Annotated in this window: 21 protein-coding genes and 1 pseudogene; 8 read left to right on the forward strand and 14 right to left on the reverse strand. The window is 63.6% G+C overall.

The window, feature by feature from the left end; translation table 11 throughout:
- The 5 genes from G405_RS0106620 to G405_RS0106640 all read right to left on the reverse strand — a co-directional run bounded on the left by G405_RS0106620 (position 1) and on the right by G405_RS0106640 (position 4,993).
- A complete protein-coding gene (locus G405_RS0106620; RefSeq protein ID WP_022700727.1) occupies positions 1–561 on the reverse strand; it encodes a DUF1579 family protein in 561 nt (186 codons plus the stop codon).
- Between the two features lie 70 nt (positions 562–631).
- On the reverse strand, positions 632–1,663 hold the full coding sequence (locus G405_RS0106625) for a DUF4340 domain-containing protein (protein WP_022700728.1): 1,032 nt from the start codon (positions 1,661–1,663) through the stop codon (positions 632–634).
- The gene (locus G405_RS0106630) at positions 1,660–3,507 is read right to left on the reverse strand and encodes a GldG family protein (RefSeq protein ID WP_022700729.1); all 1,848 of its coding nucleotides are present in this window, start codon (positions 3,505–3,507) and stop codon (positions 1,660–1,662) included. The genes G405_RS0106625 and G405_RS0106630 overlap by 4 nt, the downstream gene beginning before the upstream one ends.
- Positions 3,504–4,244: an ABC transporter permease gene (locus G405_RS0106635; protein ID WP_022700730.1), complete on the reverse strand. Its 741-nt coding sequence runs from the start codon at positions 4,242–4,244 to the stop codon at positions 3,504–3,506. Before G405_RS0106635 ends, G405_RS0106630 begins: the two co-directional genes overlap by 4 nt.
- Entirely contained in the window at positions 4,241–4,993 is a 753-nt protein-coding gene (locus G405_RS0106640) for an ABC transporter ATP-binding protein (RefSeq protein ID WP_022700731.1), read from the reverse strand. The genes G405_RS0106635 and G405_RS0106640 overlap by 4 nt, the downstream gene beginning before the upstream one ends.
- Before the next feature lie 330 nt (positions 4,994–5,323).
- Here G405_RS0106640 and G405_RS15230 point away from each other — a divergent pair, with 330 nt between their 5' ends.
- The gene (locus G405_RS15230) at positions 5,324–5,671 is read left to right on the forward strand and encodes a DUF2794 domain-containing protein (protein ID WP_022700732.1); all 348 of its coding nucleotides are present in this window, start codon (positions 5,324–5,326) and stop codon (positions 5,669–5,671) included.
- 66 nt (positions 5,672–5,737) lie between these two features.
- Here the strand turns inward: G405_RS15230 and G405_RS0106650 are convergent, their stop codons facing one another.
- A complete protein-coding gene (locus tag G405_RS0106650; protein WP_022700733.1) occupies positions 5,738–6,499 on the reverse strand; it encodes a Bax inhibitor-1/YccA family protein in 762 nt (253 codons plus the stop codon).
- A 154-nt stretch (positions 6,500–6,653) separates the two neighbouring features.
- On the opposite strand from G405_RS0106650, the gene thpR reads away from it, so the two are divergent.
- On the forward strand, positions 6,654–7,241 hold the full coding sequence (gene thpR / locus G405_RS0106655; protein ID WP_022700734.1) for an RNA 2',3'-cyclic phosphodiesterase: 588 nt from the start codon (positions 6,654–6,656) through the stop codon (positions 7,239–7,241).
- Positions 7,242–7,374: 133 nt separating this feature from the next.
- Positions 7,375–8,166 carry a CPBP family intramembrane glutamic endopeptidase gene (locus tag G405_RS0106665; RefSeq protein WP_169447501.1) on the forward strand — a complete coding sequence of 264 codons (792 nt, stop codon included), beginning with the start codon at positions 7,375–7,377 and terminating at the stop codon, positions 8,164–8,166.
- Here the strand turns inward: G405_RS0106665 and G405_RS0106670 are convergent.
- From G405_RS0106670 to mutM, 8 genes and pseudogenes are all read right to left on the reverse strand, one after another.
- Positions 8,147–8,788: a TetR/AcrR family transcriptional regulator gene (locus G405_RS0106670; protein WP_022700737.1), complete on the reverse strand. Its 642-nt coding sequence runs from the start codon at positions 8,786–8,788 to the stop codon at positions 8,147–8,149. The genes G405_RS0106665 and G405_RS0106670 overlap by 20 nt on opposite strands.
- Before the next feature lie 37 nt (positions 8,789–8,825).
- On the reverse strand, positions 8,826–9,992 hold the full coding sequence (recF, locus tag G405_RS0106675) for a DNA replication/repair protein RecF (protein ID WP_022700738.1): 1,167 nt from the start codon (positions 9,990–9,992) through the stop codon (positions 8,826–8,828).
- Complete coding sequence (gene dnaN / locus G405_RS0106680) at positions 9,989–11,107, reverse strand: DNA polymerase III subunit beta (RefSeq protein ID WP_022700739.1); 1,119 nt, start codon at positions 11,105–11,107, stop codon at positions 9,989–9,991. The genes recF and dnaN overlap by 4 nt, the downstream gene beginning before the upstream one ends.
- Positions 11,108–11,230: 123 nt before the next feature.
- Positions 11,231–12,673, reverse strand: a complete 1,443-nt coding sequence (gene dnaA, locus G405_RS0106685) for a chromosomal replication initiator protein DnaA (RefSeq protein WP_022700740.1) — start codon at positions 12,671–12,673, stop codon at positions 11,231–11,233.
- Positions 12,674–13,130: 457 nt separating this feature from the next.
- Positions 13,131–13,400: a 30S ribosomal protein S20 gene (gene rpsT, locus G405_RS0106690; protein ID WP_022700741.1), complete on the reverse strand. Its 270-nt coding sequence runs from the start codon at positions 13,398–13,400 to the stop codon at positions 13,131–13,133.
- 120 nt (positions 13,401–13,520) lie between these two features.
- On the reverse strand, positions 13,521–14,297 hold the full coding sequence (locus tag G405_RS0106695; protein WP_022700742.1) for an enoyl-CoA hydratase: 777 nt from the start codon (positions 14,295–14,297) through the stop codon (positions 13,521–13,523).
- A 106-nt stretch (positions 14,298–14,403) separates the two neighbouring features.
- Positions 14,404–15,318 (reverse strand): TraB/GumN family protein, encoded by a 915-nt coding sequence (locus G405_RS0106700; RefSeq protein WP_022700743.1) that lies wholly within the window; start codon positions 15,316–15,318, stop codon positions 14,404–14,406.
- Positions 15,319–15,428: 110 nt separating this feature from the next.
- Positions 15,429–16,289: pseudogene (gene mutM / locus G405_RS17305) on the reverse strand (bifunctional DNA-formamidopyrimidine glycosylase/DNA-(apurinic or apyrimidinic site) lyase).
- Positions 16,290–16,334: 45 nt separating this feature from the next.
- On the opposite strand from mutM, the gene G405_RS0106710 reads away from it, so the two are divergent.
- The 5 genes from G405_RS0106710 to G405_RS0106730 all read left to right on the forward strand — a co-directional run bounded on the left by G405_RS0106710 (position 16,335) and on the right by G405_RS0106730 (position 19,858).
- Positions 16,335–16,979 carry a hypothetical protein gene (locus G405_RS0106710; protein WP_022700744.1) on the forward strand — a complete coding sequence of 215 codons (645 nt, stop codon included), beginning with the start codon at positions 16,335–16,337 and terminating at the stop codon, positions 16,977–16,979.
- 61 nt (positions 16,980–17,040) lie between these two features.
- Positions 17,041–17,814 (forward strand): class I SAM-dependent methyltransferase, encoded by a 774-nt coding sequence (locus G405_RS0106715; RefSeq protein WP_028284593.1) that lies wholly within the window; start codon positions 17,041–17,043, stop codon positions 17,812–17,814.
- 103 nt (positions 17,815–17,917) lie between these two features.
- Positions 17,918–18,283, forward strand: coding sequence for a YciI family protein (locus G405_RS0106720; RefSeq protein WP_022700746.1), 366 nt, complete (start codon positions 17,918–17,920; stop codon positions 18,281–18,283).
- Entirely contained in the window at positions 18,280–18,624 is a 345-nt protein-coding gene (locus G405_RS0106725) for a YciI family protein (RefSeq protein WP_022700747.1), read from the forward strand. The genes G405_RS0106720 and G405_RS0106725 overlap by 4 nt, the downstream gene beginning before the upstream one ends.
- Positions 18,611–19,858, forward strand: coding sequence for an RNA polymerase sigma factor (locus G405_RS0106730; protein WP_022700748.1), 1,248 nt, complete (start codon positions 18,611–18,613; stop codon positions 19,856–19,858). Before G405_RS0106725 ends, G405_RS0106730 begins: the two co-directional genes overlap by 14 nt.
- Positions 19,859–19,918: the final 60 nt, after the last annotated feature.

The following is a 19,918-nucleotide window of genomic DNA, read 5'->3' on the forward strand; positions in this document are numbered from 1 at the left end:
CTAGTTGGCGGGGGCGTAGTCCTGATCGAAATAGAGCGACCAGCTCTCGCCGCGATCCGCGCTCATATAAATGTCGAATTCATGCCCGTCCGCATGGGTGAAATCATAGACCAGCTTGAAATGAAGCTGTCCGCCCTCAATGGGATAGGACGTGTCGGGTCGCAGATTGGTGGCGACCAGCCGCCCCTCGTCATCGAAATCACCCTCATAGATGTCCAGCAGCCCGTAGGCGTCATCCATGACGCTCAAACGGTAGAGCTCGCGATAGGGATCATAGCTGAACAGGGTGCGCAGATGGGTGGATCCGTCGGCGCCCAGATCGATATGGGCGTTCTCCTCCAGGCCGCGATCATTGAACACGAACCGGGTTTGGGCCTCGCCTGGATCAAGCGCCTGCATGCCATCCGGGCCCATGACTTGTCCGGTCACCACCCAATCGCCGGCCAAAGGCGCGAGCCGCGCCATCGCCTCGATCTGACGGTCAGAGACGCCATCCTGCGCCTGCGCGCCCGCGCTCAGCACGCACAAGGCGGCCCCCAACAGACTGTATTTGAACCCCATCAACGCCTCCCGACCGATTGTCCTGCGGTCACTGTGGCGCAGGCCTGAAGCGGTCAAAAGTTAATAGGGGTTAATTCGTGGGCTCCGCCACCTGATCAAGGCCGCGGGTCAGGCGCTCATAGGCGTCTTCGCTGACCAGAAACGCCCAACCCTGGACCTGCGCATTGAAATGATCGGCGCGCGGCGCGGCATCATCCGCCAAAGCCGCCAGCTCGATGGTCACCCAGCGCGCCTCACCCTCGGCAAAGAACAGCATTTCATAGGCGAGGCCCGAAAACGTCACCGCGGCGTGGCGGGAGACATAGGCGCCCACCAGTTCCTGATCGGGTTTGACGTCGCGAAAGCGCAATTGCGCGCCCGCCGTCGCCACGCCATTGGCGGCCCCGGCGGTCACCAGACGCCAGCCTGTCGGCTCGCGCAGCTCGTAATAGCGCTGCGCCTCGCCGGCTCGCATCACCCGCCAGCTCGAGCCGAACTCAGGCTGGATCTCGGCGCGCGCAATCGCTGACGCCTCATGGCTCCAGAACTCAAGCCCCATCCAGCGCCCCGGATCACCCAACAGCGCCGGGTCAATCACCGGGCCGGACGCCGCATAGGCGCGCGCGCCGCCGGGCCGCCGCACATAAACGCCGCCCTCGTCGCGCAAGCGCCCGGTGATCAGATCAGCGATCAGCCCCCCCTCAGCGTCAGAGACGGTAATCCGCACCCCGGCGCCGCCGGTTTCAGGATCGCCCAGCCCAAGCCGGTCAAACTTGTCCGCATCGCGGGTCATGGCTTCGGTAAAGCTCAAGCCTTGCAGCATGGCGTCCAGCTCGGCGATGCGTTCGGCGCGGACGGGATAATCCCCGCGGCTCGCCATCACCCAGCTCGCGCCGCGCTTTTCCATCACGAAATTTGCGCCCGCGGTTTCAATCTGGATACGCGCCGCTGCGCTCGCTTGCGCAGCCCAGCCTTCAACGACCGGGCCGGACACCTCCGGCGTCTGTCCGATGCGAGCGTCGCGCCAGACTACCACGCCGCCCAGCCCCAGTAAGGACAAGGCCAGCACCAGCGCGATCAGGGCCTGAAGGCCGCGGCGTTTATGGGGGGTGTGACCGCTCATGCGCGACGCCTCCTGCGCACGAGCGCCGCGATGACGCCAAACGCCAGAACGACCAGCGGCGGCAGCCACAGGGTCCACAGCAAGAGCCGGTTTTCCAGCGCATCGATCTCTACCCGGAACCCGCGCTCGATCTCCCGCAGGCGTTCCCGCGCATCCAGAATCTGCAGGCGTAGGGCGTCCGCCTCGGCCGCGTCATCGCTGCCTGCGCCGCCCAGCGCCGAAGCCCGACCCAGACGGGTCAGCTCGTCCAGCCGGCCTTCCGCCTCGCTCAGCTCGGCTTGAAGCGTGTCCTGAAGCGTCAGATAGCGCGCCTCGGCCCGGGTGCGCAGATCATCCACCCGGGTCATGGGACGGTTCGAACTGGACCGGGACCGCAGCGAGACCAGCGCGCGGTCGCCCGCCAACCGATCCACCAGATTGAGCACCAGCGCCAGATTGTCCGCCACCACCTGTTCGCCCTGCACCGGATCGGCGCGCAGGAAAAAGGCGGGATCAAACAGATCCACATCGGCCAGCACGATCACTTCGCCGGGGCCCGTGCTTTCATCAAGATGGGCTCGATTAAGCGGTGCGCCGTCTTCGGCGGGCGGCCCGTCCGAAAATGCGGTCGCCAAAACTCCGTCCAGCAGCAAGCCCAGCCGCAAGGGCGCATCCGGATCCGCCTCGAAACCGCGCATCAGCTCTTCCGGCGACGGGCTGGACGCGGCGATGTCCGCATCCAGACGCGCTCCTTGGGCGCTGGTGGTCAGAAGCGGCGTCGCGCTCAATTCGGACTGGCCGTCAAAACCCAAGACCCCCGGCGCGCCCAGATTGACCGAGCGCGACAAGCCCGCAAGGCTCGGCAAGGTCTGGTTCAGCCCCGAGGGCGGAACCGAAAACCACAACGGATAGGCGCGCATACGCGTGCGACCGCCTTCTATGATCTGCACGGGCAGCCCGGTTTCAGCGTCCATCGCCACGGCGTTGCGGTCGTAAAGCACACCCCAGCTGGCGAACAGGCGCCCCAGATCGGTCGCCCGCTGGGCGTTCAGCGGAGGCAAGCCGTCAGGCCCCGGTTTGAGCGCCAGATGCGCCATCGGGTCCACCGCGACCAGAGCCCGCCCCCGCGCCAGAATGAACTGGTCGACCAGATAAAGCTGGGTCTCGCTCATCATCGGCGGATGGATCACCAACAGGGCGTCGGCGTCGTCTGGAATGGCGTCAAAATCAGGCTCGAGCCAGCTCAGCTGATAGGTCGCGCCCAGCTCGTCGATGATGCGGTTACCGCTGCGACCCTCGCGATCCGGCGCAAAGGGCAGGTCGGAAATGATCGCCAGATGGGGCGTGCGCGCGCGTTCCAGCTCGGCGATCAGGCGCACGATCTCGTATTCCAGCCGGGCTTCGTCCTGGGGGTCGAAGAAAGCGATGATGCGCGCATCATCCACCGCGTTGCGGCCCACCAGGCCAAAAAAGATCTGCCCGCCGCCCTCAACCGGAACCGGCTGCAAGCCGGACGCGATGGCCGCGTCTTCATCCGGCGAGAACGGGGCGGGATCAATCTCTTCAAGGCGCAGGGCCCCGCCCGAGCGTGCGGCCAGGGTTCGCAAAAGCTCGCGCACCCGCGCGCCATAAGCGCGCACTTCGGGATAGCCCGCGGCGTCCGCGCGCGAATAGTAAAAATCAAGGCTCATCGGCTCGTCCAGCCGGTCGAGAACGTCCTGCGTCCCTTCCGAGAGCTGATAGAGACCGCGTTCGGTAAGGTCGATCCGGGCGCCGTCCAGCAGAATGCGAGAGGCCATGTTCAACCCGGCGAAGCCCAGGATCAGGCTGACGATCATGGCCCAGAGGAAGCGCGTGCGGTTCATCGCCCGCCTCCCCGGCGCGCATCAATCAGCGCCATGGCGAGCCCGAGCCCAAGGCCCATCAGGGAGAGAAAGTAGAGAATGTCCGCCAGGCTGATCACGCCCCGGCGCAGGCTGTCAAACCGCGCAAGCGCCGACAGATCCGCCAGCGCCTCAGCCACGGCGCCGGGCAGGTGCGCGGACAATGCGTCCAGCACGAAGGGCGCGCCCGAAACCGTCACCAGAAAACACGCGCCGGCGCCCAGAACGAACGCGATCACCTGATTGGGCGTGGAGGCGGAAAGGGCCTGTCCCAGCGCCAGATACCCGCCCGCCAGCAAGAGCGCGCCCAGATAGGCGGTGGCGATGGCGGCGTTATCGGGACTGCCGAGATAATTCATCGCTCCCCACATGGGGAAGGTCAGGATCAGGGCCAGACAGGCGACGCTGAGCGCGGCGAGAAACTTGCCCAGCACCATTTCATAAAGCGCGATCGGGCTGGCGAGCAGCACCTCGAGCGTGCCCCGGTCACGTTCTTCCGCCCAGGCGCGCATGGCGAGCGCCGGCATCAACACAAGCAACAGCCAGGGCATGTAATCAAAAAGCGGGCTGAGATCGGCGCGGCCGGTGTCAAACAAGCGTCCCACCCGCCAGGCGAAGGCGGGGGCCGCGAAGGCGAAGACCGACAGGAACACGTAAGCCAGAGGCGTCTCGAAATACGCCGCCACTTCACGCCGATAGACCGCGATCAGACCCGTCATGAGCGAGGCTCCGCAGCGTCGCTGATCACAGGGTCTGTCAGGGGGCGGGTGAGCACGCGGAACGCGCTTTCGAGACTGCCGCCCGCCATCCGCGCGACCTCGGCGGGCGTTCCATCCATCTTGATGCGGCCGTCGGCGATCACCACGGCGCGTGAACACATCGCCTCCACCTCATCCAGCAGGTGCGTGGAGATCAGAATGGCCTTCTTGGGCGCCATCTCGGAGATCAGGGCGCGCACGCCGTCCTTCTGGTTGGGGTCGAGCCCGTCGGTGGGTTCATCCAGGATCAGAACGGGCGGATCATGGGCGATGGCCGCCGCCAGCGCAGCGCGGCGCTTATAGCCCTTGGACAAGGCGCCGATCGGTTTGTCCGCCATGGCGCCCAGGCGCGCCCGGTCCAGCGCAACCCGGGTCGCCTCGTCGAGATTGGCGCCCGAATAGCCGCGCGCCCGCAACCCGAAGCGGACAAAGCCGCGCGCCGTCATGGACGGATACGCAGGCGCGCCTTCAGGCAGATAACCCAGATGGCTCTGCGCCGTGCGCCGGTTCAGATGACAATCGAAATCGGCGATCAGCGCCTGACCGGAGTCAGGCTCCAGGCAGCCTGCCAGCATGCGCATGGTTGTGGATTTGCCGGCGCCGTTAGGGCCGAGAAACGCGACCACCTCGCCGCGCTCGACCTGAAACGACACCTCGTCCACGGCCAGATGGCCGGCAAAGCGTTTGATCAGGCGATCGGCGCGGATCATGGGCGGACTATCATCCCGGCGGCGGCGGAAAAGAGCGTATCAGGCGTAGCTTACCTCAGCGCCTGACACCAGTGTTCTACAAGGCTCCCGTGACCAAAGCCTGAAGATTTCCAAGTCGCAAACAAGACGGGAAAGGTGTCGACCGGCGCGAGCCTCCAGACCCGGGGGGCTGGGGGGGCTGTGAATCCAGATCAGGCGGCTTTGTGTGCGCCAGCCGACAGCTTTAAAGTGCTGACGGGGTTAGGCTGCGCAAGGACGAAAATGAGGCGAGATTGCGGCGCACTGTGAAAACTTCGTAAGGTCCGGACTAAAGGGTAATTCAGAGCAGACATGGCATTAACTCCCCTTCCCACGCCCCGCCCCCGCGATGACCGGGTGATGTTTCATCGCATTGAACTGGACCAGATCCTGAGAGTTTACGGGATGATGGTGGCGGGCGGCGAATGGCGCGACTACGCGATTGACGGGCTGAAGGATCGCGCGGAGTTCTCGATTTTCAGGAACGCCGCCGAGGTCCCGATCTACCGCATCGTGAAAACCCCCGCGGACGCCCGCAAACAGGGCGCGTGGAAAGTGGTGGCGCCAGGCGGCGCCATTCTCAAGCGCGGCCATGAGCTGACCAGCGTGCTGAAGGTGTTCGACAACCAGCTCAAAAAGCTCAGCTGGAGCGGCTCCTGAGGACCAGGCACAAAAAACCCCGGAGCAGGGCTCCGGGGTTTTTCTCTGTCCGATCCGCCGGTCCGCTTATTCGCGGTTGCCCAGCATCATCAGCACGATCTGGAACATGTTGATGAAGGCGATGTAGAGGTTCAGAGCACCGTAATAGGTCAGCACGCTCAAGGACCGCTGGTCGCCGCGCGCTTCCACATAGGTCAGCTTCAGCGACTGGGTCTGCCAGGCCACCACGCCGGCCATCAGGCCCAGAATGGCGAACTGGATGATCCATTGCAGGGCCGAGCTTTCCATGAAGAACACGTTCAGCAGCGAGATCAGCACCACGCCGATCATCGCCATCACCAGGAAGGTGCCGATGGGCTGCAGGTTCGTCTTGGTGGTGTAGCCATAAAGCGACAGGCCGAAGAAGGCCGCCGCCGTGATGACGAAGGCCTGCGCGATCGTGCCGAAGGTGATGTTGATGGAGCCGGTCAGCGTCTCCGCCGTCATGCCCGAGGTCGCCATCAGAACCCAGACGCCAAGGCCTGTACCGATCAGCGAGACCACAGCCCAGTAGAGGACCGCCGCGCCCAGGGGCGAGGGGTTGCGCATGAAGAACATGGAGCCGAACAGCAAAGCGATCGGGCCGAACTGCACGACCAGGCGCAGCGGCGAGTTGAACACAAGCGCCGTCACCGGATCCACCGTGCCCGCCACAAAGGCGAGGACCGCAGAGAGCAGCAGGCCGAGGCCCATCTTGTTGTAAACGCCCAGCATGAAGCTGCGCAGGCCGGCATCCACAGAGGTGTCGAGCGTCTGTGCGCCGTAAGCAGGGTGCGAGAACTGGTTCATGATGTCCTTCTCAACCAGAGATACTATTGCGCGCCTTTGCGCGCTGTCCGGTGTGAATATCGGAGTTTTGCGCTCAGGTTTCAAGTGAAACCGGATGCGAACATGCGCCAATACCCCTTATTCTAAAAGGGATTTCATCCCTGATGCAGGGCAGATGCTTGACGAATCCGGCTCGGCCATGCCCCCTGCGACCATGTCGCTTCGCATCTTCGCCGCCCTGCCCTTGCCTGACACCGTCCTGGATCAAGCCTGCGCCGAGATGACCGGCGTGCCCGGCGCCAATTGGCGGCCGCGAGAAAACCTGCACATCACCCTCGCCTATTATGGCGAGCTGGACGAGCCCGTCATTGAAGAGCTCGATCTCGCCCTCGGGACAATCCATCTGGCGCCGTTCGAGCTCCGCCTGCAGGGCGCAGGCCGGTTTGGCGGCGGCGATCCCAGCGCACTCTGGCTCGGCGTCGCGCCAAATCCCGCCCTCAGCGATCTCGCTCGGCGTTGCCGAAAAGCCGCCCTGTCGCTCGGGATCAAGATGGAGACGCGCGCCTATCTGCCCCATGTGACCCTCGCTTATCTCAACAAGGATGTTGAGGTGGGCCGCATCCAGCGCTTTGAGCAAAGGCTGGGCCTGTTCAAGTCCGAACCCTTCACCGCGGACCGCTTCCATTTGTATTCAAGCTGGGCGCGCAAACCCCATACGCCCAATCTCTATCGGATCGAGACCGAGTATCCGCTGATCGCTTAGCAGTGCTAGCCGTGCGCCTTCGCTGATTTCGTAAAAGTCTCCCTATCCCTGCCCAACTCGGACGCTCTGAGTTGACAATCATGTCAGCATGTCAGATATGAATATGAATTCATATTCAGTTTGGAGAATGCTCATGCCATCCCCGTCTTCCCCTTTCCCCTCCACGACTGGAATCTGGGAGGCCATATCGGCGGAGCCCGCCCTGAGTGCGGGCTTTGCAGCCATCCTGATCGCGTTCATTTACGCCGAAATCAGCACACGCGCCGCTCGACGTCGCACCGAAGCCGGCGCAACGCGGAACACGCTGAAGACCATGACTGAAACCATCCTGATGCTGTGGATGCTCGGCAGTGTCTGCCTTGTGTGCTGGATGGCGTCGGGTCGGGATCTGGCAGGACTGGGCCTGATCTTGCCTAACCTCAGCGGCCCTGAAGCCTGGCGCGGCTGGCTGAGCTGGGCGGCGGCGATCGCCCTGACGCTGTTTCTCCTGAGCCAGCTCCTCCCCCTGCGCACTCAGGAAGGTCGCGAAGCCATGGCCAAAGCCCTGTCCGGCATGGAGGGCGTCGACATGATCCAGCCCCGCACGCCGGTCGAACACCGGCGGTTCCAGCTGATGGCCTTCAGCGCGGGCTGGAATGAAGAGATCATCTTTCGCGGGTTTCTGATGGGGGCGCTGGCGCTCTACCTGCCGCTGTGGATCGCCGCCCTCGCCTCCATGATCATCTTTATCGGCTTTCATACCTATCAGGGCGTCTCGGGGATGATCCGCATCATTCCCATCACCATCGGCATGACAGGTCTGGTCGTGCTGTCCGGCTCGCTCTGGCCGGCTATTGTCGTGCATGTGGCGGCGGATGTGGTCGGCGGGCTGTATCTCTATCTCAGCCAACCCTCCGCCGAGCGTCTCAGTCGCGCGGCGCCGTAAGATACCCCCAGGCGAAATCCGCCAACTCTTCCGCCAGCGCCTCAAGGCTCAGGCCCCGCGGCGCGGGCGGACCGAGATCAGGATAGAGCCCCGCCTCGATCAACGCCGTATTGAGAAAATAGGTCAGGGTTTCAACCGCTATCGTCCGGTCTGACTGGGTGATCTCGGATGCAAAATGATCATACAAGGCGCCGACAGACTGGCGCCCCGCCTCGGAAATCGCCTCCCAGCCATCTCCGATCAGATCCGGGCGTGTATGCGCATAGAGATGCGCGGCCCGCATCAGATGCGCTTCGCGCGCCATGAACTGCGCGCCCACCCGCAAGGTCCGGCGCAACACGCCGCGCAGGCTCTCATCATCATCGCTTTGCGCTTCGGCGTACTGTTCCGACTTGTGATCGTCGAGGCGCGCCTTGTAGAGCTCGAACAGGACGGGGATGAAGGCGTCCTTGTTCTCAAACCTTGTGTAGACCGCGCCCACGGACACGCCCGCCTCGCGGGCGATCTCGGCGACGGAAATGTTCTCAAACGCCTTGTCGCGCAATAATCGCTCAAGCGCAGCGACCAGCTTGTCGCGCGTCTGCTGGGACCGAGTTTGGAGTGCGGGTTTTGCGCCTTTCATGAGAGAGGTTGAACTCCGATCCAGCCGTGATGACAAGTCAATCCACGCAAACTGCGTGGCCGTCTGACACTTCAATCGCCTGAACGCCTTTCCCAAAGGCGGAGAACAACGAGCGCTCCACCCCGGTCATGAAAGCCTGCACGCCCAGATCGAGCACAGTCTCCGCCAGCCCTTCACGGCGCGCGGCGTCCAGATGCGCGCAGGCTTCGTCAAAGATCAGCACCGGACCACGTCCTGACAACCGGCGGATCGCCGCCGCTTGCGCCAGGGCCAGACCCAGAACCATGGATTTTTGTTCGCCCGTCGAGCAATCGGACGCGGGCTGATCCTTGGCGCGGTGACGGGCTTCCAGCTCAGTGCGGTGCGGACCGGTCAGCGCCCGGCCCGCCGCGCTGTCGCGCGGACGCACCCGAGACAATTCGGCCATGAACCAGTCTTCCGCCTCGCCGGCTTTCATCCCCTCAGCAAGCTGGGCCTCCACCGCGCCGTCGAGCGCCAGATCCGCTTTTGGAAATTGGCTCTCAGGCCTTGTGTCGATCTCGTCCTGAAGCCGCGCCAGCGCATCCAGACGCGCCGCCGCCAGCGCCACGCCGGAGGCGGCCATTTCCGCTTCCAGCGCGTTCAGCCAGTCAGGATCGGCGCGACCGCCCTCCGCCATGCGGTCCAGAAGCCGCTGACGCTCTTTCATGGACTTCTCATAGGCGCTGGCCGAACTGGCGTGATCTGGCGCCGCAGCCAGCACCAGCCGATCAAAAAACCGCAGCCTGTCAGATCGCGCCCCGGCCCAGAGCCGGTCTTCGCGCGGGGTCAGCCACAGCATCGGGATCAAACGCGCCAACTCGGTCTGGGTCGCAGCCGCGCCGTCGAGCCTGGTCCGGCGACGGCTCGGCTGGTTGGGATCCGCGCCCGTGGCCAGGCTCACAGGACCTTCCGGCGTCACCGCCTCGGCATAGACCGCCCAAAGCGGATCGACGCCTTCAGTGGTGCGTCGGCGCACGGCGTCCGCCCCGGCGGCGCGCAAACCGCGCCCCGGCCCCAGAAAGGACACCGCTTCAACCAGATTGGTCTTGCCAGACCCGTTCTCTCCGAACAGGGCGACCGGGCGCGCATCCAAGCTCAGATCGAGCCGGGCGTAATTGCGAAATCCGGTGAGCTTGAGCCGGGTGACGGCCGGCCCACCGGTGTCAGAACCGCCCAGGGTCACACCCGCAGCGGCATCAGCACATATTCCGCATCTGTATCGCCAGAGTCCGTCACGCGCGTCGGCGAGCCGGAGTCGGCCAGCTCGAAGATCGCTTCATCGCCTTCGATCTGGCTGGCCACGTCCAGCAGATAGCGGGCGTTAAAGCCGATCGTCATCTCATCCGCACTATAGTCGGCGACCAGTTCTTCACTGGCGGCGCCGCTTTCAGGGTTGTTCACCGTGAGCGTGACCTGACCGGGCGCGAGCGAAAGCTTCACCGACCGCGATTTTTCCTGGCTGATGGTCGCCACACGGTCCACCGCCTGGGCGAAGGGCCCCCGGTCCACGCGCATGATTTTGTCATTGCCGCGCGGGATCACCCGCTCGTAATCGGGGAAGGTGCCGTCGATCAGTTTCGAGGTCAGAACCGCTGCGCCGAGCTGGAAGCGGATTTTGCCGTCAGAGACAGACACGTCCACATCACCGTCGAGATCCTCGAGCAGACGGCGCAATTCCTGGATCGGTTTGCGCGGCACGATCACGGCAGGCATGCCCGCGGCGCCGTCCGGCAGATCGGTTTCCGCCAGCGCCAGACGATGGCCATCGGTGGCCACGGCGCGCAGGGTCTTGCGACCGTCACGCTCGGCGGCGTGCAGATGGATGCCGTTCAGGTAATACCGCGTTTCTTCGGTGGAGATCGCAAACCGAGTCTTGTCGATCAGACGGGCGATCTCGCTGGCGGGCGCGGTGAAGCTGACCGCCAGATCCTCGCTGGGCATCACCGGGAAGTCGCCCGGCGGCAGGATCGGCAGGTTAAAGCGCGACCGTCCCGCTGACAGCAGGATGCGCGGATCATCGCCGCCCAGCTCCAGGGTCACCTGACTGCCTTCAGGCAATTTGCGGGCGATCTCATAAAGCGTGTGCGCTGGCGCAGTGATCAAGCCTTCACGCTCCACCTGCGCTTCCGCTTCCTCCACGATCTCCATATCAAGATCGGTGGCGGTGAACCGGGCAAATCCGTCAGAAGCGTTGATCAGAACGTTGGACAGGATCGGAATGGTGTTGCGGCGCTCAACGACGGCCTGAACATGGCCAAGGGCCTTGAGCAGGATCGCGCGCTCGATGGTGAGCTTCATATGTCGCCTCGAACAGAAAATTCAAAACACATGGCGAGAATCGCCTGATTTGGGTGCAGCACAATAGCCTAAAAAAAACGACCGCAAGAAGGGGTCTTGCGGTCGTTTTTTCAATTGAACTGCTTAACCGCGCAGGCGTCGCCGCAACGCCTCGACATCTTCAGCCAGAACAGCGTCCGATGTGAGGGTCTCGGTGATCTTGTTCACCGCATGAATAACGGTGGAATGGTCACGCCCGCCAAAGCGCCGACCAATGTCCGGCAGCGACCGCGTCGTCATGGTTTTCGCCAGATACATGGCGATATGGCGCGGGCGCACCACGGCTTTTGTGCGGCGCTTGGAGATCAGGTCATCCACCGTGATGGAGAAATAGCTCGCCGCCATTTTCTGGATGTCGTCCACCGTAATGCGGCGCTCGGCCTTCACCGGCAGCTCGCCCAGCGCCTCCTCCACCGTCTCCATGGTGACGGGACGGTTCATATAGGCGGTGCGCACGATGATGTTGTTCAGAACGCCTTCAAGCTCTCGCGCGGAACTGGTGACCCGGGCCGCCAGGAAATCCCGCACGGTCTCCGGCACTTCCAGATCCGGACAATGATTGCGCGCCTGGGCGATCTTGCAATCGAGGATCTTGCGACGCAGATCGAGATCCGGGCCCTGGAGCGGGCAATTGAATCCCCCCGCCATCACATTGCGCAGACGATCATCGGACACGCTGAGCTGGGACGGTGCGCAATGAGAGGCGAGCACCACCTGCTTTTCCGCGCTGATGAGGGATGTGACCGTCTGCAGGAACTCGTCTTCGGTGCGAGGCTTGCCGCAAATGAAGTGCACGTCGTCGATCAGCAGCATGTCGCAATCACGCACCAGATCCTTGAACGGCTGGACATCACGCGCCCGAAGCGCGGACTGGAAGCCGTTCAGGAACTCTTCCGCTGTCAGGTAGAGCACCTTCTTGCGTTTGCCGCTCAGCGAGGCGGCGTGCGCGATCGCAGCCAGAAGGTGGGATTTGCCCACCCCGTAATCGCCATGGAAAAAGACCGGATTGAACGGCGGAGCATCGGCGCTGGCCACGGCGCGGGCCGCGGTCGCCGCCATCATGTTCGCCGAACCGACCATGAAAGTGTCGAAGGTGAAGCGCGCTTCGCGTTTGGCGTCGCTGTCTTCCACCGTGTCTTCCACAAGCGGCAGGGCTGCGGTTTCCGACATGCCGCCCGCCGACAGGGCGGCCACGCTGACGGTATTCGACTTCTGCGTGGCGAGCGTTTTTTCCGTGCAGATCAGAATATCGCAGGCCTGCTCGGCTACGGTCGCCCACAGGGCGCGCAGACGCATGCCGACATTGTCTTCCACCCAGGAACGGCCGAACTCGTTCGGACAGATCACGCAGACGCGTCCCGCAGCATCCAGCTCCACGCGAAGACGCGCGATCTCGGCGGCGTAGACAAGATCTCCGCACTCTTCACGCAAGCGGGCGCGGACTGCGCGCCAGACGGCGACGATCGAGCTGGAATCCATCATGGCCGCACCGTCACGTCGTGCCGTCGCATCTTGAGAATACCCCATATGCCCCAACCTTCATTTCACTCTGCGCGCCCTGGTAATCCCAGGGTCACGGCTTTAATTTTGAACGCAGCTTTCCCGCACCGAGCGCGCATCTTTCTGCGCTCAGCGACCATCCTTTGGTCCGTGTGGGGACTGCTCCGTCGAGACCCTCAGGTTACCGTCACGAGCGAGCGAATCAACATGATTAACCCACGCATTTTCCGGATTCCGCGCTTGACAGGTTGATTCCTAAAGCAGGTCGGGCGTTTGGCGATCTGAAAAAAATTTCGCTGTTTTCAGGGCTTGCGTCGCAGCGATTTCATGATCTAGCGACAGACAGGCCAGCCTCAGGAATATCGCAATTACCTCACTGAAAGATATGGAGGTTTTCAGATGCACCAAAATGACGCAGAACAAAAAAGAACGCCCGCACGGGTTCGTGCGAGCGTTCTTTTTTAGTCCGGGTATGGAGCGTGTTTTACGACGCCGCCATAGACTTCACGCGAGCCGAAAGGCGCGAGACCTTGCGAGCGCCGGTGTTCTTGTGGATGACGCCTTTGCTGACCGCTTTCATCAGTTCGGACTCAGCCGTGCGAAGCGCGGCGCGCGCCTGATCCTGGTCGCCGGTGGCGATGGCCAGGTCCAGCTTCTTCACATACGTGCGCATGCGAGTGCGGCGGGCTTTGTTCAGAGCGGTGCGGCGCTCAATCTTGCGCGCCATTTTCTTGGCGGAGGACGTGTTCGCCATAAGATCTCCAGATCCGTATGATCAAGGGCGCCTGGCCAGAGCCGGCCGCCGGGTAAAACTATGAGGCGCGGCGTATACCGGTCCCCGCAGGTGCGGTCAACAGGTATACGCCAAAATTCATCACCGGTGTTTGAAATGCGCAGCGCGTTTGTCAGCAAACGCAGCCATGCCCTCGGTCTGATCCTCGGTGGCGAATTGGGACTGGAACACGCGGCGTTCAAAGCGAACGCCTTCGGCCAGACCCATTTCAAACGCCGTATTGACGGCCTCTTTGGTCATCATGGCGATAGGCAGGGATTTGGATGCGATCGTGGTGGCCGCCTCCATCGCCACGTCCAGCAGCTCTTCGGCCGGCACGACGCGGCTGACCAGCCCCGCGCGCTCGGCTTCCTTGGCCGGCATCATGCGCCCGGTCAGGCACATGTCCATGGCCTTGGCCTTGCCCACGGCGCGCGGCAGACGCTGGGTGCCGCCCGCGCCCGGCATGACGCCGAGATTGATCTCGGGCTGGCCGAACTTGGCGGTTTCAGAGGCGATGATGAAATCACACATCATCGCGATCTCGCAGCCGCCGCCCAGCGCATAGCCGGACACCGCCGCGATGATCGGTTTTCTGAAGCGCGCCACGCTCTCCCACGACTCTGCGAAGGGGTCGTGCTTGTACAGGGAGATGAAATCCTTCTCCTGCAGCTCCTTGATGTCGGCGCCGGCGGCGAACGCCTTGGCCGAGCCGGTCAGGATCACGCAACCGATGTCCTCATCGCGCTCGAACGCAGCCAGCGCATCCTTGAGCTCATTGGTCAGCTCGTCACACAGCGCGTTCAGGGCGGACGGACGGTCCAGGGTGATAACGCCCACACGGCCTTCGGTTTTTACTTGGATCGTATTGTAGGCCATGCGGCCCTCCGATGCAGTTACACGCTCTTCAGCGCAGGGTATGCGGCAAAACGGGCGCCCTCTTAGCGGAAGCCAAGGCGCGGGTCACCCCCGCGCCGTCATCCGCTTACTGGATTTGCCAGACACCATATCCCAGATTGCGCAGCACTTCCGCCAACCCCTCAGGGCCAGGCAAATGCCCGACGCCGACCGCGATCATGACATCTTCATCGCCCATCATGATCTGGTCGATCTGCTCTGCCCAATCGTAATTCCGGTTCACGATCAGGGCTTGATACATTTCAGGAGAGTCCGACTTCATGCGATCATTGATCATGTGATCAATCGCCTCGATATCCCCGACTTCCCAGGCCATGGCCAGCTCATCGAGCAAATACGGCTCTTCGACAGATTGCTCGAGCGAGCTTTCCAGATCGCGCAGCTGAACGGCCTGCGGCAGACCCGCCAGGAAGCCGAGTTGCTGCTCCGCCGTTTCGAAATACCGCACATCATCGGTGATCGGCTCGATCATGGCCTGAAGCGCGACTTCAACGCCGTATTGCGGATCATACCCCTGAGCCATGGCCATGGAGGACGCCAGAGACACGCTCGCGAGCCAAGGCTGCAACGGATCCAGTGAGGCCATCATGGCTTCCGCCGGCACGCCCATCCGCTGGGCGAGGGTCGCCAGATTGGCCTTGCCCTCATCACTCAGCATGGACGACAGCGTCTGGCCCTGGGGGTTCAGGCCCAATTGCGGGACAAGCGCCTGGATCTGGGCCTGCGCTTCAGCGCTGTGCACATCCGCTTCGAACCAGACCTGGTCCACGCTCGCCAGAAGCTCTTCGAAATAGGTGGTCCGCCATTCGGTTTCAGGCTTGAGCAGGTGAATGGTGCCGATGATGTAAGCGACATTATCCTCATCCTCGAGCATCCACATGCTCGGCCCGAGCTCGGCCTCCTCCACGTCCATGGTTTGAGCAACCGCCGGCGTGGCGAACACAGTCAGGGCCAGAAGCGCCCAGAGAATACGGTCCAGCATAAAATGCCTCTCTTTAATTCAGATCGTGACGCAAAGGGATAAACGCCCGGGGACGGGGTTCAACCCAAACCGGTATGGTTAACAAAAGTTCATGTTGAGAACAGGTCTGGCTAGCGCTGGCAGGACGGACAGAAAAAGCTCGACCGGCCCGACTGAACGATGCGCTCGACACGGCTGTCCTCACAGCGATGACAGGGTTCGCCTTCGCGCCCATAGACGTCAAACCGGTGCTGGAAATACCCCATGGCGCCGTCGGCACCGGCATAGTCGCGCAAGGTGGAGCCGCCCGCCTCGATCGCTTCGGCGATGACGTCGCGCACCGCCGGCGCCAGACGGGCGGCCCGGGCGCCGGGTATGGAGTTGCATAGCCGCCTGGGGCTGATCTTCGCCCGCCACAACGCCTCGCAGACATAGATATTGCCCAGGCCCGCCACGACGCTCTGATCCAGAAGCCCCGCCTTGACCGGGCTGCGCCGGGTCTTGAAGGCTTCATTGAGCCGGTCTTCTGAAAACCCGTTCGACAAGGGCTCCGGCCCCAGGTCCTTCAGATAGGGCTGGATGTCTTCCTGGTCGGTTTCATAGAGCGTCATGAAGCCGAAGCGGCGCGGATCGTTTTACGTGACCGTCACGCCGCCCTCGATGTGAAACACCACATGATCATGGGTCGGATTGGCGGGCGCGGCGTAGACGAAATCACCCGGCTGCCGGCTCAGATCGTCTGCCGTCACCGAGAACCGGCCCGACATCCCCAGATGCATCAGCAAGGTCTCGCCCGAGCCCAGCCGCGCCAGCAGATATTTTGACCGCCGATCCAGCCTTTCCACCACAGTTCCGGTCAGGCGCTCTGCAAAGCGTTCGGGAAACGGGAACCGCAAGTCCGGGCGCCGCGCTTCGGCCCGCAGAATCCGGCGACCCTCCATCGCGGGGGTCAGGCCGCGTCGCACTGTCTCGACTTCAGGCAATTCCGGCATCACACTCTTCCGCACAGACAATCCTCGAGGGGGAGGACATAGGCCATGAGCCCAGCGCGCGCGAGCCTTGTGCCTGTCGAAAACGCGATCACCATCGTCACGGCGGCGCTTGATGCGCTTGTCCGACGCCGGGCGTCCATTGACGCCCCGGTCGAGTATGTCCGGCGCGTCGCGCACCCCTGGACGGATGACCTGGCGTTTGAGCTGGCGCTGCAGATCGACGCCGCCCAGACCGGGGGCGAGCTGCAACCGATGCAGGAAGTCTCCACCGCCTTTCGCCGGGTGGCGCGGGACGCCCCGGAGATGAAGGTGCGGCTCGTTCAGGGTCTGCCCCACACCATCCGCTGGCGCATTTACGCCCCCGATGACAGCGCGTTGTTGGAGCAACCTGTGGCCCTGCACAGCCAATGGCGCGGCGCCTGGCCGCATCTGAGCCGCGCCTGTGATGATCTGGCCCAGACTCGCGCCAGCCTGCGCGTGTTGGCGACCCAGGCGGACCCCGACAGGGATGTGGACGGCCTGACCCTCGCCACCGCTTGCGCCTACAGGATCTCAGCCTTCGCCCCGCCGCGCGAACCCGTGCTGCTGGCGTTTTATGCGCCCGAGGGCGGCTGGCGCAGTCAGGCCGGCTTCTCGCTTTACAGCTACAAGACCGGAGAGCAGGCCGTGACGCCGCTCGCCCCGGGTTGAGGCGAAACGGCGCGGCATCTCAGACTGGCGTTCCGCGCCCGTGCGCACTAGCTTGCCCGTCATGACCCAGACTTCAGATCACGACACCGTCTCCTTTGGTTTCAAGGATGTGGCCCGCACCGAAAAGCAGGGCCTTGTCCGCAACGTGTTTGACCGTTCGGCGCGCAAATACGACCTGATGAATGATCTGATGAGCCTGGGGGTTCACCGGGTCTGGAAAGACATCACCGTGACCAAGGCCGGACCGCGTCCCGGCGCGCGCCTGATCGATGTGGCGGGCGGAACCGGCGACATCGCCCGCGCCTGGCTCGATCGCGCCGACGCGCTGACTGAACGCCGCGGCAGTGACCAATACGCCGAAGCCGTAGTCGCCGACATCAACGAACAGATGCTGCTGGCGGGCCTCAAGCGCGGCGACCGCGCCCGGCTCGACTGGTGCACCGCGAACGCGGAATGCCTGCCTTTTGAGAGCGGTGTCGCGGACGCCGTCACCATCGGCTTCGGCATTCGCAACGTCACCGACCGGATCAAGGCGCTCAAAGACATGCGCCGCGTGCTCAAGCCCGGCGGACGCTTTGTCTGTCTGGAATTTTCGCGCCCCACCACGCGCCCGCTCGAGAAGCTTTATGACGCCTGGTCCTTCGGCGCCATTCCACAGATCGGCGAATGGATCGCGAAAGACCGCGACAGCTATCAGTATCTGGTGGAGTCCATCCGCAAATTTCCCCATCAGGACGCCTTCGCGGCCGAGCTGGAAGAGGCCGGGTTCGCCCGCGTCAGCGTGACGAACCTGTCCGGCGGCATCGCCGCGATCCATATGGGCTGGAAAGTCTAGGCGGACCTTTCCAACTTTTTTCACGCGTCCTGTCGAAACGGGCACGGCTCAACCGTCCTTGGATCATCCCTGTCATGTCGGCAGGGAGAACAGGGAGGGAGCGATGCAGTTTGCACTCCTCATTTATGAAACCGCGCGCGATTTCGCTCGCAGGCAGGGATCGGGGGCTGCGGCCTACTGGTCGAGCTGGACAGCGTATTCAGGCGCGCTCAACCCCCATACGCATCTGGGCGCCTGCCTGCAGGCGCCGGAGACCGGCGTCGTGTTGCGGCGCGCCGGCGAACACCGACGACTGAGCGACGGCCCCTATTCAGACTCGCCCGAACAGCTGGGCGGCGTCATTATGATCGATATGAACAGTGTCGAGGATGCGCTTAGCTGGGCCGAACGCTGCCCGGCGGCCCGCAATGGCGCCGTCGAGGTGCGTCCCCTTCAACTGATCAGCGACAACACGGAGACCCCGTCATGAAATACGCCCTTTTGATTTATGGCGCGGAAAGCCAGTGGAACGCGCTGAGCGAAGCCGAGCAAATGGTCATGTTTGAAAAGCATGGCGCGTATTCTGAAGCGCTGGTCCAAGCCGGCCTGATGGTGTCGGGCGAACCGCTGGATGTGGCTGAAACCGCCAAACGCATCACCGATGACGGCGTGCAGGACGGTCCCTATGCCGACACCAAGGAGCAGCTGGGCGGGTTCTATGTGATCGAAGCGGACAGCCTTGAGACGGCGCTGGACTGGGCGGCGAAATGCCCGCGCCTGCCCGGCGACCAGATCGAGGTTCGTCCCGTCCCGGCCTATGGCGACGCCTGATCAGCGGATCGAGCATGACGAAGCACGCGCGACGGCGGACGCTGTCGCGCGTGCTTCCTATGGACGTCTTGTGGCCCGTCTCGCCCGGCGATGGGCCGATCTGGGCCGAGCCGAAGACGCGCTGTCTGACGCCTTCGAGCGCGCCTTGCGCACCTGGCCAGACACGGGCCTGCCGGACCATCCTGAAGCCTGGCTCCTGACAACCGCCCATCGCCGACTGATCGACGGCGCCCGCCAAAGCGGCGTTCAGGCCCGGGCCGAGCCCGAACTCCAGCGCCTGCTTGAAGAGGTCTCCGAACGCGCGGATCCCGACGCCCTGCCCGATGATCGCCTGGGGCTGATGCTGGCCTGCGCGCACCGAGATCTTGACCCCGCCCTTCACACGCCGCTGATGCTGCAAGCGGTGCTGGGTCTCGATGCGGCCCGGATCGGCGCAGCGTTTCTCGTCAGCCCCGCCGCCATGGGTCAGCGCCTGTCGCGCGGCAAGGCGAGGCTGCGGGAACGCGGCGCCCGGTTTGAACAGCCCGGCGCGGACCAGCTGACCGAACACATCACGCCCGTGCTGAACGCGATCTACGCGGCCTATGGAACCGGCTGGGACGAAATCGGGGCGAGCGAAAGCCGGGTCCGGGGTCTCGCGGGTGAGGCGCTCTATCTCAGCCAGCTGCTGACTGAGCTGGCGCCGGAGGTCGCCGAGGTCTGGGGGCTCTATGCGCTGATCGCCCATTGCGAGGCGCGCTCCAAGGCGAGGCGAGATGCTGAAGGCCGCTTCATTGCCCTCTATGAACAAAACGCACAGCTTTGGTGTGAAAGCTCAATCACCCAAGCGGAAACCGCCCTGCGTCGCTCGCTCAAACTGGCCTCGCCCGGCCGCTATGCGCTGGAGGCCTCGATCCAGTCCGTGCATGCCGAACGCCGCTGGACTGGAGAGACGAACTGGTTGGCCGCCGCTGCGCTCTATGACGGATTGATCAGCCAGACACCCAGCCTGGGCGCTCTGACGGCGCGCGCTTGCGCTCATGGCGAGGCGTTCGGCGCCGAGCGAGCACTCGATTTGCTGTTTGAACTCAAGGATCAGACGGCGGACTATCAGCCTTTCTGGGCGGCGCAGGCGCACTGGCTGGCGCAGGCCGGGCGCGGACATGAGGCGGCGAGCGCCTATGAGCGCGCCATGGCGCTGAGCGCTGATCCGGCGGTGCGCCAATACCTGTTTGAACGCGCCCAAGCACTTTGACGCAGCGCGCAAGGCGCCGCTTCCCCTCGCCAAACCCCCTTCATCGCCCTAAACCTCACT

The sequence above is a fragment of the Oceanicaulis alexandrii DSM 11625 genome, assembly GCF_000420265.1.
GTDB classification, from domain to species: Bacteria; Pseudomonadota; Alphaproteobacteria; order Caulobacterales; family Maricaulaceae; genus Oceanicaulis; species Oceanicaulis alexandrii.

Coding starts and splice junctions, on each gene's coding strand:
- G405_RS0106620 (WP_022700727.1), bottom strand. CDS start 561: ATGGGGTTCAAATACAGTCTGTTGGGGGCCGCCTTGTGCGTGCTGAGC.
- G405_RS0106630 (WP_022700729.1), bottom strand. CDS start 3,507: ATGAACCGCACGCGCTTCCTCTGGGCCATGATCGTCAGCCTGATCCTG.
- G405_RS0106720 (WP_022700746.1), top strand. CDS start 17,918: ATGCAGTTTGCACTCCTCATTTATGAAACCGCGCGCGATTTCGCTCGC.
- G405_RS0106625 (WP_022700728.1), bottom strand. CDS start 1,663: ATGAGCGGTCACACCCCCCATAAACGCCGCGGCCTTCAGGCCCTGATC.
- G405_RS15230 (WP_022700732.1), top strand. CDS start 5,324: ATGGCATTAACTCCCCTTCCCACGCCCCGCCCCCGCGATGACCGGGTG.
- G405_RS0106700 (WP_022700743.1), bottom strand. CDS start 15,318: ATGCTGGACCGTATTCTCTGGGCGCTTCTGGCCCTGACTGTGTTCGCC.
- dnaN (WP_022700739.1), bottom strand. CDS start 11,107: ATGAAGCTCACCATCGAGCGCGCGATCCTGCTCAAGGCCCTTGGCCAT.
- G405_RS0106650 (WP_022700733.1), bottom strand. CDS start 6,499: ATGAACCAGTTCTCGCACCCTGCTTACGGCGCACAGACGCTCGACACC.
- G405_RS0106725 (WP_022700747.1), top strand. CDS start 18,280: ATGAAATACGCCCTTTTGATTTATGGCGCGGAAAGCCAGTGGAACGCG.
- G405_RS0106715 (WP_028284593.1), top strand. CDS start 17,041: ATGACCCAGACTTCAGATCACGACACCGTCTCCTTTGGTTTCAAGGAT.
- G405_RS0106640 (WP_022700731.1), bottom strand. CDS start 4,993: ATGATCCGCGCCGATCGCCTGATCAAACGCTTTGCCGGCCATCTGGCC.
- G405_RS0106730 (WP_022700748.1), top strand. CDS start 18,611: ATGGCGACGCCTGATCAGCGGATCGAGCATGACGAAGCACGCGCGACG.
- G405_RS0106670 (WP_022700737.1), bottom strand. CDS start 8,788: ATGAAAGGCGCAAAACCCGCACTCCAAACTCGGTCCCAGCAGACGCGC.
- thpR (WP_022700734.1), top strand. CDS start 6,654: ATGCTTGACGAATCCGGCTCGGCCATGCCCCCTGCGACCATGTCGCTT.
- dnaA (WP_022700740.1), bottom strand. CDS start 12,673: ATGGGGTATTCTCAAGATGCGACGGCACGACGTGACGGTGCGGCCATG.
- G405_RS0106665 (WP_169447501.1), top strand. CDS start 7,375: ATGCCATCCCCGTCTTCCCCTTTCCCCTCCACGACTGGAATCTGGGAG.
- rpsT (WP_022700741.1), bottom strand. CDS start 13,400: ATGGCGAACACGTCCTCCGCCAAGAAAATGGCGCGCAAGATTGAGCGC.
- G405_RS0106695 (WP_022700742.1), bottom strand. CDS start 14,297: ATGGCCTACAATACGATCCAAGTAAAAACCGAAGGCCGTGTGGGCGTT.
- G405_RS0106635 (WP_022700730.1), bottom strand. CDS start 4,244: ATGACGGGTCTGATCGCGGTCTATCGGCGTGAAGTGGCGGCGTATTTC.
- G405_RS0106710 (WP_022700744.1), top strand. CDS start 16,335: ATGAGCCCAGCGCGCGCGAGCCTTGTGCCTGTCGAAAACGCGATCACC.